Here is a 12,643-nt window from a genome sequence, read left to right as displayed (position 1 = left end):
CGGTGAGCGGGCTGTGGGCTGACCTCGCCGACCTGGTGCTGCCCGCCGACTGCGCCGGTTGTCGGGAGCGCCGACCCGGCCTGCGGCACGGGGTCTGCCCCGCCTGCGTCGCGGCGCTTGGCGAACTGCGGCCACGGGCGGTCCGTCCCACCCCCGCCCCGCCGGGCCTGCCGTCCTGCGTCGCGCTCGGCCCGTACGCGGGTCCGCTGCGTGAGGCTCTGCTGGCGTACAAGGAACACGGCCGACACGGGTTGGCCCGCCCGCTCGGTGCCCTGCTCGCCGAGGTCGTCGCGGCGGCCGTCGGCGGGGCTCGTCCGTTGGCGTTGGTTCCGGTCCCGGACACCGCGGCGGCGGCCCGGTCCCGCTACGGGGACCACCTCGACCGGCTGGCCCGGCACTGCGCGGCCCGGCTCAACCGGGGCGGTTGGGCGGTGCGGGTGCACCGTCCGCTGCGGGCGCTGCCCCGGCCCGACTCGGTCACCCTGGACAGCGCCGGGCGGGCGACGGCGGCCGAGGCGGCCTTCCAGCCCCGCTCGACCGGACCGGTCCGGGCCGGTGCCGCGGGCGCGGCGCCGGTCGTGGTGCTGCTCGACGACATCGTCACCACCGGCGTGACCCTCGCCGCCGCGAGCAGGGTGCTGACCGCGACGGGATGGGCGCCGAGCGTCGCGGCGGTGCTCGCGGCGACCGAGAAAAGACACCAGTCGTAACCCATCGTGTTTCCGTTTCACCCGTTGGTGTATGAGCTGCGAAAAATCCTGGGCCGTCTCGGCAACATGGGGTGACTGCCGGGCAAACAGGAGTTAGCGTTTCGCTGTCGGGGGTAGGAGGTCGTTCCAACCGCCCCTGGCGGTGAGAGGAGGCGTAGCCGTACCAACCGGTCGACGCCAGCGGGTCTCCCCACGGCGCGCGGCCGGGTAACCGGATCGAAGACCGTCCGAACAAGGGAGGTCACGTGGACATCGTGGTCAAGGGCCGAAACGTCGAAGTGCCGGACCATTACCGGGTACACGTAGCCGAGAAACTCGCGAAGATCGAACGCTACGACCACAAACTTATTCGCGTCGATGTCGAGCTGTTTCACGAGCGCAATCCGCGCCAAGCCGACCACTGCCAGCGGGTGGAGATCACCTGCGTTTCCCGGGGCCCGGTGATGCGGGCCGAGGCATGCACGAACGACTTCTACAGCGCGCTCGACGCGGCCATCGCGAAGCTCGACACCCGGCTGCGCCGCGCGGCCGACCGCCGCCGCGTACACCGGGGTCGGCACGCGCCGATCTCCGTCGCCGAGGCCACCGCGGGCCTGCCGGTCGCGGACCTGGTGCCCAGCGCGCTGAGCGCACCGAGCGACGGCGCCCGCGCCGGCACCGCCGTCGCGGAGCGGGTCGAAGAGGATCACGACGACCAGCCGTGGCACATCGCCCGGGAAAAGGTGCACCCGGCGGAGCCGATGACCATCGACGACGCGCTGTTCGAGATGGAACTTGTCGGCCACGACTTCTACCTTTTCCAGGACAAGGAGTCCGGCCGCCCCAGCGTCGTCTACCGGCGCCACGCGTACGACTACGGCATCATCTCCCTCGCCACTGACAGGTAGCCGACCCACGTCGATCATGGGGGTTGTGGTGGGGAATGCCCACCACAACCCCATGATCTGTCAGCGGAGGTCGGCGGGGAGCAGCGCGAAGGTCAGATCGTCCAGGCGGGCGCCGGCCAGCCCGGGCAGCCGGCCGCGCTGAACGGACTCGCGCCGAAAACCGACCCGCTCCAGCACCCGGTGCGACGCGGTGTTGTCCGGCACCGTCCCGGCCGACAGTCGGGCGATACCGGCCGGGCCGAACGCCCAGGCCGCGAGCAACCGGACCGCCCGCGTCGCGTACCCCCGGCCGCGCCAGTCGGGCAGCAACGCGTAGCCGACCGACGCCTCGCCAGCGGCCACATCGGTGTACGACAAGCCGCAACTGCCCACCGGCTCCCCGCTGGCCACATCCGTGATCAGCAGCCTGGCGATCTCGCCGGTCAGCCATCCGCTCTGCGCCAGTCGACAACGCCGCTCCATCGCCTCGCGCGTCGGCGGCACCGGCGGTGCCTGGTTCGCCACCACCTCGGGTCGGCTGTGCAGCCGGTACATCAGCGCCGCGTCGTCCGGCGCGAGCGGGCGCAGCGCCACCACCTGATCGGTGAGCACCCCTGCGGGCAGGTCGGGCAGCAGCCGGGTGGCCGGGCCGGGCGGATCACCGTCGACGCGTACCCAGGCCAGCAGATCGTGCCGGCCCGCGTCGCGGGACGCACCTGCCGACCGGCGCAGACCCTCGTAGCGGAAGCCGGCGGCCAGCGCGACCCGCTGGCTCGGGCCGTTGTCCGGTTCGGCGAGCAGCTCCAGTCGGGCCGTCCCGGTGGCGAACGCGTGCTCGCTCAGCGCGCGAGTCGCCGCCGTGGCCAGTCCGCGTCCGCGCGCCGCCGGCCGCATCCAGTAGCCGATCTCCAGCTGACCTCGGGCGGGCACCGGGTTGTTCAGTCCCACCGCGCCGAGCAGCCGATCGGTGGCGGGGTCCGCGACGGCGTACGCCGCGCCGCCGCCGGTCCAGGCCGCCGGGGCGCCGACGCCGATCCACCACCGGGCATCGGTCTCGGTGTACGGCATCGGCAGGTTCGACACGAACCGTTGAGTCAGCGGATCCGCGCAGCCGTCCACCACGTCGGCGCTGTCCTCCGCGCGAAACGGGCGCAGCCGCACCCCGTACGCCTCGATCACCGGCAGCGGAGTCATCCCAGATCCTTGGCGAGAAGCGCACCGACCCACACGTCCACCCGTTCGCCCCGGTGCTGCACACCGCCCCGAGCGGTCCCCTCGAACCGGAAGCCCGCCTTCTCCGCCGCCCGACGGGAGGCGGTGTTGCCCACATTCGCCTTCCACTCGATCCGAGCCAGGCCCAACGTGCTGAAGCCCCAGGCGCTGAGCGCGACCAACGCGGCGGACAGATAGCCCCGGCCCCGGGCCGCCGGTGCGGTCATGAAGCCGACGTCGGCCACCAGCGGGTCCGTGGGGGAGAGTCGCAGGTCGAGCGAGCCCACGTACCGGTCGTCGGAATCGGCGATCACGAAGCCGGCGGCGTCCCCCCGAGCCCAGGCGTCCCGGTTGTGGGCCTGGTAATCCTGCGCGTCGGCGCGATCGTACGGGTCCGGCACCGTCGTCCAGCGGATCGACTCCGGGTCCTGGCAGGTCTGCACCACGGCGTCCAGGTCCTGCTCCTCCATGGGCCGCAGACGCAGCTCGGCGGCCCCGGTCGTGGCGAACAGAACGGGCTGCGGGCGGCCGAAGACGGCGGCCCGCCGGGCGGCGAGGGTGCCCGGACCGGCCGGACCGGTCGACCCGGCGGCGGGCACCTCGCCGGGCAGCAGCGAGCCGATCCAGCCGTCCGTGCCGCAGTGCGGCGCCGGCTTGGGCAGCCGCAGCCGGCCGTCGATCCGGAAACCGGCCCGGAGGGCCACCAGCCGGGAGGCGTGGTTGCCCACCTCGGCCTGCCAGATGAGCCGGCGCAGCCCGAGGGTGTCGAAGGACCAGCGGGCGACCGCCCGGGTGGCACGGACCATCACTCCCCGACCACGCGCCCAGGGCGCCGTCCAGTAGCCGATCTCGCCGGTGCGGTCGTTGCCGATGGAGATCAGGCCGTTTGCGCCAAGCAGCTCGCCGGTGCCCGGGTCACACACAGCGAACGGTGCCCCGGTGCCCTGGGCCCACGACTTCCTGCTCATCTCGGTGACAAATCCGTGCGCGTGTTCCGGCCGGTACGGGCGCGGTACGGTGGTCCAGCGCTGAATGTCCGGGTCCTGGCAGGCTCGGTGCACGGCCACGGCATCCGACTCTCGCCAGGGCCGCAGCAGCACGCCGTCCTCGATGATCTCCACGGGCTCCACTCGTGCATCCTGCCGCAGCGTTCGCCGACGGCGTAACCGGATAACGTTTGGGGCGAGCGCAGGACGCGAGTTATGTCGGGTTCGGCGGGGTCGAGCACTGCCACCAGTGACCATCGCGCCGATGGAGCGCCTACGATGGTTCGAGACTGTCTAGGGGAGCGTTGATCCGTGTCGATTCTGGAAAAGGTCCTTAACGCGGGCGAGGGCCGCATGGTGCGGCGGCTCAAGGCCATCGCCAATGCCGTCAGCTCGATCGAGGACGACTACGTCAACCTCACCGACGAGGAACTGGCCGGCATGACCGAACAGTTCCGGGAGCGGCTCGACGAGGGCGAAAGCCTCGATGACCTGCTGCCGGAGGCGTTCGCGGTGGCCCGCGAGGCGGCCGCCAGGGTGCTCGGCCAGCGCCCGTACGACGTCCAGGTGATGGGCGGCGCGGCGCTGCACTTCGGCAACATCGCCGAGATGAAGACCGGTGAGGGTAAGACGCTGACCTCGGTCATGGCCGTCTACCTCAACGCGCTCTCCGGCAAGGGCGTCCACGTGATCACGGTCAACGACTACCTCGCCCAGCGTGACGCGGCGTGGATGGGTCGAGTGCACGAGTTCCTCGGGCTGACCGTCGGCGTGGTGCTGCCCAACCGGCCGGCCACCGAGCACAAGGCCGCCTACGAGTGCGACATCACCTACGGCACCAACAACGAGTTCGGCTTCGACTACCTGCGCGACAACATGGCCTGGTCGAAGGACGAGCTGGTCCAGCGCGGGCACAACTTCGCGGTGGTCGACGAGGTCGACTCCATCCTGATCGACGAGGCCCGCACCCCGCTGATCATCTCCGGCCCGGCCGAGCACTCCGCCCGCTGGTACGGCGAGTTCGCCGGCGTGGTGGCCCGGCTCCAGGCCGGCACCGACGGCGAGGGCGACTACGAGGTCGACCACTCCAAGCGCACCATCGCGGTGACCGAGCGGGGTGTCGCCAAGGTCGAGGACCGGCTCGGCATCGACAACCTCTACGAGTCGGTCAACACTCCGCTGGTCGGCTACCTCAACAACGCCATCAAGGCCAAGGAGCTCTACAAGCGCGACAAGGACTACATCGTCAGCGACGGTGAGGTCCTGATCGTCGACGAGTTCACCGGTCGCATCCTGCACGGCCGTCGCTACAACGAGGGCATGCACCAGGCGATCGAGGCCAAGGAGGGGGTGGAGATCAAGCAGGAGAACCAGACCCTGGCCACCATCACCCTCCAGAACTACTTCCGCCTCTACGAGAAGCTGTCCGGGATGACCGGTACGGCGCAGACCGAGGCGAGCGAGTTCAACAAGGTCTACAAGGTCGGCGTCGTGACGATCCCGACCCACCGCCCGATGGTTCGCGAGGACCGGCCCGACGTCATCTACAAGACGGAAAAGGCCAAGTTCAACGCCGTCATCGAGGACATCGCCGAGCGGCACCAGCTGGGCCAGCCGGTGCTGGTGGGCACGGTCTCGGTGGAAAACTCCGAGATCCTCTCCCAGTTGCTGCGCCGCCGCGGCATCCCGCACAACGTGCTGAACGCCAAGTTCCACGCACGGGAGGCCGAGATCGTCGCCCAGGCAGGGCGTAAGGGCGCGGTCACCGTGGCGACCAACATGGCCGGCCGCGGCACCGACATCCTGCTCGGCGGCAACGCCGAGTTCCTCGCCGCGAACGAGCTGCGCCAGCGCGGCCTCGACCCGCTGGAGAACGAGGAAGAGTACGCCAAGGCGATGGAGGACGTCCTTCCCACCTGGAAGCAGGCCTGCGACGCCGAGGCGGACGAGGTCTCCGCTGCCGGTGGCCTCTACGTGCTGGGCACCGAGCGGCACGAGTCCCGGCGGATCGACAACCAGCTGCGCGGTCGCGCCGGCCGGCAGGGTGACCCGGGCGAGTCCCGTTTCTACCTGTCCCTGCAGGACGAGCTGATGCGGCGTTTCCGGGCCGGGGCCGTCGAGGCGGTGATGGAGCGCTTCAACATCCCGGAGGACGTGCCCATCGAGTCGAAGATGGTCACCCGGCAGATCAAGAGCGCCCAGGCCCAGATCGAGGGCCAGAACGCCGAGATCCGCAAGAACGTCCTCAAGTACGACGAGGTGCTCAACAAGCAGCGCCAGGTCGTCTACGCTGAGCGGCTCCGGGTGCTCAACGGTGAGGACCTCTCCGACCAGGTCCGCAACATGATCGACGACACCGTCGAGGCGTACGTGCGGGGTGCCACCTCCGACGGCTACGGCGAAGACTGGGACCTTGAGCAGCTGTGGTCCAGCCTCAAGCAGCTCTACCCGGTCGCTGTGACGATCGAGGAGTTGGAGGAGGAGGCCGGCGGCTCCCGGGCCGGCATGGACGCCGACTTCCTGGTCGCCCGCCTCAAGGACGACGCCAACGCCGCGTACGACAGGCGTGAGGAGCAGCTCGGCACCGAGGGCGTGCGCCAACTCGAGCGCATGGTGCTGCTCCAGGTCATCGACCGCAAGTGGCGCGAGCACCTCTACGAGATGGACTACCTCCAGGAGGGCATCAACCTCCGGGCGTACGCCCAGCGCGACCCGGTGGTGGAATACCAGCGCGAGGGCTTCGACATGTTCGCCACCATGATGGAGGGCATCAAGGAGGAGACCGTCGGTTTCCTCTACAACGTCGACGTCCAGGTGACCGAACCGGAGCCGGAGGCGGGGGCCGACGAGGTCACCCTGCTCGACAAGCCGGTGGAGATCCGGGCCAAGGGCCTCAACCAGGCACCGCGGCGGCAGGGCCTGCAATACTCCGCGCCCACCATCGACGGTGAGGCCAGCCCCGGCGCGGTCGCCGTGGAGCAGGCCGAGCAGCAGGCTCCGGCGCTCGGTGTGGGTCGACCTGCCCCGGGTGCCCCCGCGGCGCCGGGGCAGAGCGCGCCGTCCGCTCCGCAGCGGCCGGCATCCGGGCTGCGCGGCCCGGCTGTTCCGTCGGCCGCCGCCCGTCGGCCAGCCCCGAACCAGGCGGAGGCGAGCAACGGCCCGTCCCGCAACGCGCCGTGCCCGTGTGGCTCGGGCCGCAAGTACAAGCGCTGCCACGGCGCCCCCAACGGCGGCAACTGACAAACAGCAGCTGCACCGACAGCGTCTGACCGACGGGTCCCGGCCTACCCAGGCCGGGGCCCGTCGCTGTCGTTGAGCCCCGCCGACGACCGGGGCAGGTGTGGTCAGAGCACGTGGAGGTCAGTGCATAGCCAGCGGCCCCGGCGATGCTCGAGGCGCAGTGCCATCGCCCAGCTTCGACCACCCGCGCCGGTGAGGACGGCTGCCGCCTCGACCGCGGTCTCCCGAGGCTCGCAGACGCGCAGGCGTAGCAGCCGGACCAGTGGCCGGCCGTTGCGGCGGCGGGATGTGCCGGCCCGGCCGGATGCGCGGGCGAGTTCGGTCAGCAGGTCGCCCGCCCGGGCCGGGTCGAGCAGCGCTCGCACCTGGGTTGGCGAACGGTAGCCGTTGACCACCTCCAGGCAGGTGCCGACGAATCGGTGCGCGGCTCGGGTGGTTTCCGGAGCGGTCGCCGACGGTAACGAGGCGACCGGGCGGGTGGTGGTGGACCGGGTGGGCACAGGGCGCAGGGCTGCCCGCCGCTCCGACGGCCGGACCGGGCTGGGTCGGGTGGAGGCGAACAGGTCGAGGGCGAGTTGACCTTCGGTCGGTGCCGGCCAGTACGACCCGTCGGTCTCGTCAACGTACGGCGGGTCGAAGGGTGGGACGGGGCGCAGCCGCACGGGTGGTCGGGAAGGACCGGGTCGCGCTGCGCTCATCGCAGCCTCCTTGATCTTGCGTTTGCCTTCGTTTGCCTCCGACAAACTAGATTCTGGGCGACGAAACGGCCTCGGTCAATGGCTTCGTGGCGGCCTCGGCCGACAAAGCTCATGATCCACTCGGGGGGTAGGCCGCGCAGGTGGGCTTGCTAGTCGGGGTCGCGGTCGACGAGCGGGTTGCTCTGCACCCAGTCTGCAGTCTCGTCGTATTTACGCGCTATGTACTCTTCCAGGCGGGCGCGCTCGACGCGCCACTGGCCGCGTCCGCCGATCTTGATCGCCGGCAGTTCGCCGCTGCGCACCATGTGGTAGACCTGCGAGTCCGACACGTTGAGCTCGGTGGCCACGTCGGAGAGCAGCAGGAACCTCGGCTCCACAGGAAACTCCCGGTGTTGATGTCGTTTGGCTTAGTTTGCCACCGACAGCTCCAGCCGCCCAGCACCGGACCGCCTCGGTGACAGGCCGACCGTACGGGACACACCGGCTGGGAGCTTCCTCCAGCCGGAGGTGGGGTGTATGACGGTCACGGCGTGCGGCATGATCTGCGCCCGTGCCGGCGGCCGCCGGTGGAGGACGACGCGGGGAGACGACCGGTGACCGACGAGCTTGTCCGGGTGTACGTGCCGGCGACCGTACCGATGCTGGCCCGGCTGCGTGAGGAGGGGCTGGCCGCCGACCAGGCGCACGCCGTGACCCCGGCGCTGCGCGAGTGGTACGCCGAGGGTGACGAGGAGGAGTTGGAGTACGTCGCCTTCACCCGGGCTGCCCAGGACGCCCTGCACCTGCTCCGGGCCGACCCGACCGCTCCTCGCCGTCGTGTCGTCGTCTCGGTCGACCTGCCGTTGGGAGCGATCGGGCGCGGCGACGGTGAGCTGGGCTCCAGCACTGTGACGTTGGCCGACGCCGTGCCGGTGGGCGCCGTCGCGGCCATTCACGTGGACAGCGCGGACGCGGCCGAGGGGGTCGGCGCGGCGGCCGACGTGGTGGCCGAGGCGGCGGCTGGTGACCCGGACGCCCAGTTCACCGTCGACGGCGCCGAGGACCACGAGCTGGAGTGGTACGACGTGACGGAGCTGGACCAGCTCCTACGCGCGACCGACTGAGCCGCACACCGAGCACGGTCCAGCGTCAGCGGGCCGGGTCCGCCTTCGCCGGGTCCGCGTCGGCGGTCTCAGCTGCGTCGAACGTCTCGGCCGGGTCGGCGTCGAACGCCTTGGCGTAGCCCGGCTTGTCGTCCGCCGGGTCGACCTGGTCCGCGACGGGCCTCGGGCTGTCGGCTGGTTCGTCGTCGTCGTCGGCGTGGGCTGGGCTGAGCGTGCGGCCGAACGCGATGAGCGCGGTCAGTGCCCCCACGAAGAGCACCCAGATGCCGTTGTCCACCCGGGAGGTGCCGAGCGAGGTCTGCGCCACGGCGTCCGCCTCGCTGAGCGCGCTGGCGAGGTCGAGCAACGATCGGCCGCCGATCCGGATGATCACCTCGGCGAGCAGCAGGAGGAGGCCCGGGCCGGCGCCGGCGAGCAGGTAGGCCGGCCAGCGCAGCGCCGGGGCCTCGGGATCGCGGCGGACGGCTCGACGACGTGCCCAGGTCAGGTAGCCGAAGGCCAGTAGCCCGGCGAGCAGCCCGGCGACGAGCGATTCGGTGCGGGACACCCACTTGGCGGCGTTGATCAGCGATTGTTGGCTGTCGCCGGCGCCGAAGAGATCGAACAGCGGGTCCCGGGCGCGGCTGAACGCGACCACGAAGATCAGCGTGCCCAGCGCGGCGGTGACCACAGCACCGATCGCGGGGGCGGTCCGCGCACCTGCCAGCGCGCCTCCGATGATCGCCGCAGCCGCCGTGGTGCCGGCGATCACGTTGGTGGTGGACGTGTCGAAGTAGGTGAGGTTGATGGCCAACGCGGCGGCGAGCCCGACCAGCATTCCGCCGCCGATCGCCCCGGCGAAGCGCAGGGTGGCCCAGTCGCCGTACCGGCGGGTCAGCAGGTTGCCGCCGGCCAGCGCGACGGCCGCCCCGGCCACCAGCGCGGCCGAGATGACGCCGGGCAGGGCGAACGCGGAGAGGCTGATCGCGGTGACTCCGGCCGCCGCCGAGGTGATGGCCTCCCGGGTGGACCAGAGCATGGCGGCCAGCCACCCGAGCGCCAGCAGCGCGAGCACCGCGGCGCCGGGCGCGGGCAGCGGCCGACTGCCGGCACTGGCCGCGTCGACCGCCGGCTCGTCCGACTCGGCGGCCGGGACGCGGCCGGGCTGCTTGGCCGCCGGGACGCGGCCGGGCTGCTTGGTCATCGTCTCCCCTTCGCGGCGGCAGGTCACCGACCATTCAGGGTACGCGGGCCCGCTGGGCTGCCTGTCGCCCCGGGACGGTGGGACGGATCGAGACCGGTCGGTAAGGGGAGGAGGGGTGGGGCGGTCCTTGGTGCAGGGCGGTGGCCGAGGTGGGTCGCGCGGCCCGTCGTGGGAGAATCACGGGAGGTCCCGCCGCTGCTCGGCCTCCCGTGCGGCGTCCGGTGTCCGGCCATCCGGTCGGTGCCCGCGGGTCCGGTTTCGCCACTGCTGTCGAGATCGCCAGGAGCCTTGATGGATGCCGTGTTCTCCGTTCCCGAGCCGCGCAACGAGCCGGTTCGCAACTACGAGCCGGGCAGCCCCGACCGGGACCGGCTCCAGCGGCGGCTGACCGAGCTCGCCGCCGAGCGCATCGACCTGCCGATGACCATCGGTGGTGAGCAGCGGATGGCCGGCGGTGAGCCGATCAACGTGGTGCAGCCGCACAAGCACGCCCACGTGCTGGGTGTGACCGCGCACGCCACCCACGACGACGCGCGCGCCGCCACCAGGGCGGCCAAGGACGCCGCGCCGATGTGGCGGGCCCTGCCCTTCGAGGAGCGTGCCGCGATCTTCCTGCGTGCCGCAGAGCTGCTCGCCGGTCCCTGGCGCGACACCCTCAACGCCGCCACCATGCTCGGCCAGTCGAAGACCGCGATCCAGGCGGAGATCGACGCGGCGTGCGAGTTCATCGACTTCCTTCGGTTCAACGTGCACTTCGCGCGCCGCCTGCTCGAGGAGCAGCCGGCGTCCTCGCCCGGCGTGTGGAACCGCTTCGACCACCGCCCGCTGGAGGGCTTCGTCTACGCGGTCACCCCGTTCAACTTCACCGCCATCGCCGGCAACCTGCCGTCGGCGCCGGCCCTGCTGGGCAACACGGTGGTCTGGAAGCCGGGCCCGACCCAGCAGTTCGCCGCGCACTTCACCATGCGGCTGTTCGAGGCCGCCGGCCTGCCGCCCGGCGTGATCAACATGGTCACCGGCCGGGGCGAGGAGGTCTCCGACGTGGTGCTCGCCGACCCGGATCTGGCCGGCATCCACTTCACCGGTTCGACAAAGGTCTTCCAGCAGTTGTGGCGGACCGTGGGCGACAACATCGCCAGTTACCGGGGCTACCCGCGCCTGGTCGGCGAGACCGGCGGCAAGGACTTCGTCGTCGCGCACACCAGCGCCGACGTGGACGCTCTGCACACCGCGCTGATCCGTGGCGCGTACGAGTACCAGGGCCAGAAGTGCTCGGCGGCCTCGCGGGCGTACGTGCCGCGCTCGATCTGGGAGGGTGGGCTGCGTGACCGGCTGGCCGCCACCGCGGACTCGCTGACCTACGGTGACGTGACCGACTTCAGTAACTTCGGTGGCGCCGTGATCGACGACAAGGCGTTCGCCCGGCACACCGCCGCACTCGAGCTGATCGCCGGTGACGACAGTTGCCGGGTGTTGGCCGGTGGCACCGCCGACGACTCGGTCGGCTACTTCGTGCGACCGACGCTCTTCGAGTGCGGCGACGCCGCCCACGAAACCTTCACCACCGAGTACTTCGGGCCGATCCTTGGCGTGCACGTGTTCGACGACGCCCGTTTCGACGAGGTGGTCGCGCAGGCGGAGTCGATCGCCCCGTACGCGCTGACCGGCTCGGTGTTCGCCACCGACCGCCGGGTCGTCGAGTCGGTCGGCGAGCGCATGCGGTACGCGGCCGGCAACTTCTACATCAACGACAAGCCGACCGGCGCGGTGGTCGGGCAGCAGCCCTTCGGTGGCGCCCGCGCCAGCGGCACCAACGACAAGGCCGGCTCCTGGCTCAACCTGGTCCGCTGGGTCTCCCCGCGGACGATCAAGGAGACCTTCGTGCCGCCGACCGACCACACGTACCCCCACATGGGCTGACCGGCGACGACCCGCCGGCGGCGCGCGTGGCGCCGCCGGCGGGCGCCCGGAATGACCCAATCCATCGATAGTCCTCAACGGACAGTCTGCCGCCGACAGTGCACTTAGGAAGTCCTGTTGGGTGGCAAACCGGCAAATCCTGGACGCCGGGTGCGCAAAGTGGCAGCGTAGTGGGCATGGCGGATTCCGGAGTCAACCCTACGGCGGCGGCCCTGCTCGGCCTCCTCCACGAGGGCCCGATGACAGGCGGTCAGTTGATGGCCGCCGCTGAGCGCCGTCTGGCGCCGTACTGGTCGATGACCCGCAGTCAGGTGTACCGCGAGTTGCCGGTGCTGGCTGAGCGGGGTTTTGTGCGGCTCGGCAAGCCGGGTCCGCGAATGAGTCAGCCGTACTCGCTCACCGCCAGCGGAAAACGGACGTTTTCCCGCTGGCTCGCGGAGAACCCGGGGCGGGACACCATCCGCAACCCGATAGCGCTCCGGATGGCCTTCGGCAACCTGCACTCCGCCAGCCAGCTGAAGGGCCTGTACGTCTCGGCCAACGAATACCACACCGAGGCCCTCGCCCAGGTCCGGGAGCAGGTGAAGAACGCCAAACGGGACGGCGAGACGTACGACGCCAGCGCGCTGGAGTTCGCCGTCGCCTACCACCGGGCGGCCCTGTCGTGGTTGAAGTCCGCCCCCGTCGGGTGACGATCAGCGGGTCCACGGACACGGACCGAGCTG

The 12,643-nt window shown here is 71.1% G+C and carries 11 protein-coding genes; 6 read left to right on the top strand and 5 right to left on the bottom strand.

The annotated features are described in order from the left end of the window. Window positions 1-2: 2 nt before the first annotated feature. Both KBX71_RS11020 and hpf read left to right on the top strand, forming a co-directional pair. Window positions 3-710 carry a ComF family protein gene (locus KBX71_RS11020; RefSeq protein ID WP_210817850.1) on the top strand — a complete coding sequence of 236 codons (708 nt, stop codon included), beginning with the start codon at window positions 3-5 and terminating at the stop codon, window positions 708-710. Between the two features lie 245 nt (window positions 711-955). Further along, window positions 956-1,597: a ribosome hibernation-promoting factor, HPF/YfiA family gene (gene hpf, locus KBX71_RS11015; RefSeq protein ID WP_196928240.1), complete on the top strand. Its 642-nt coding sequence runs from the start codon at window positions 956-958 to the stop codon at window positions 1,595-1,597. 60 nt (window positions 1,598-1,657) lie between these two features. On the opposite strand, the gene KBX71_RS11010 is transcribed toward hpf, so the two are convergent. Together KBX71_RS11010 and KBX71_RS11005 are read right to left on the bottom strand one after the other, a co-directional pair. Beyond that, window positions 1,658-2,770, bottom strand: coding sequence for a GNAT family N-acetyltransferase (locus KBX71_RS11010; RefSeq protein ID WP_210817849.1), 1,113 nt, complete (start codon window positions 2,768-2,770; stop codon window positions 1,658-1,660). Beyond that, complete coding sequence (locus KBX71_RS11005) at window positions 2,767-3,918, bottom strand: GNAT family N-acetyltransferase (RefSeq protein ID WP_210817848.1); 1,152 nt, start codon at window positions 3,916-3,918, stop codon at window positions 2,767-2,769. The genes KBX71_RS11010 and KBX71_RS11005 overlap by 4 nt, the downstream gene beginning before the upstream one ends. A 168-nt stretch (window positions 3,919-4,086) precedes the next feature. On the opposite strand from KBX71_RS11005, the gene secA reads away from it, so the two are divergent. Continuing rightward, window positions 4,087-7,014 carry a preprotein translocase subunit SecA gene (gene secA / locus KBX71_RS11000; RefSeq protein WP_210817847.1) on the top strand — a complete coding sequence of 976 codons (2,928 nt, stop codon included), beginning with the start codon at window positions 4,087-4,089 and terminating at the stop codon, window positions 7,012-7,014. Between the two features lie 104 nt (window positions 7,015-7,118). Here the strand turns inward: secA and KBX71_RS10995 are convergent, their stop codons facing one another. Beyond that, on the bottom strand, window positions 7,119-7,712 hold the full coding sequence (locus KBX71_RS10995) for an Rv3235 family protein (RefSeq protein ID WP_210817846.1): 594 nt from the start codon (window positions 7,710-7,712) through the stop codon (window positions 7,119-7,121). A 149-nt stretch (window positions 7,713-7,861) separates the two neighbouring features. Beyond that, window positions 7,862-8,089 (bottom strand): helix-turn-helix domain-containing protein, encoded by a 228-nt coding sequence (locus KBX71_RS10990; RefSeq protein WP_196928235.1) that lies wholly within the window; start codon window positions 8,087-8,089, stop codon window positions 7,862-7,864. Window positions 8,090-8,305: 216 nt separating this feature from the next. On the opposite strand from KBX71_RS10990, the gene KBX71_RS10985 reads away from it, so the two are divergent. Continuing rightward, the gene (locus tag KBX71_RS10985) at window positions 8,306-8,815 is read left to right on the top strand and encodes a hypothetical protein (RefSeq protein ID WP_210817845.1); all 510 of its coding nucleotides are present in this window, start codon (window positions 8,306-8,308) and stop codon (window positions 8,813-8,815) included. Window positions 8,816-8,840: 25 nt separating this feature from the next. Here the strand turns inward: KBX71_RS10985 and KBX71_RS10980 are convergent, their stop codons facing one another. Beyond that, the gene (locus KBX71_RS10980; protein ID WP_247683287.1) at window positions 8,841-9,998 is read right to left on the bottom strand and encodes a hypothetical protein; all 1,158 of its coding nucleotides are present in this window, start codon (window positions 9,996-9,998) and stop codon (window positions 8,841-8,843) included. A 291-nt stretch (window positions 9,999-10,289) separates the two neighbouring features. Between KBX71_RS10980 and pruA the strand changes: the two genes are divergently transcribed. Then, entirely contained in the window at window positions 10,290-11,918 is a 1,629-nt protein-coding gene (gene pruA / locus KBX71_RS10975; protein WP_210817844.1) for an L-glutamate gamma-semialdehyde dehydrogenase, read from the top strand. 176 nt (window positions 11,919-12,094) lie between these two features. Continuing rightward, entirely contained in the window at window positions 12,095-12,610 is a 516-nt protein-coding gene (locus KBX71_RS10970; RefSeq protein ID WP_210817843.1) for a PadR family transcriptional regulator, read from the top strand. Window positions 12,611-12,643: the final 33 nt, after the last annotated feature.

Source organism: Micromonospora sp. D93, from assembly GCF_018070365.1.
GTDB lineage: Bacteria > Actinomycetota > Actinomycetes > Mycobacteriales > Micromonosporaceae > Micromonospora > Micromonospora ureilytica.
Note: the sequence above shows the minus strand (reverse complement) of the source record. Positions and strands in the feature narration are given on the sequence as shown.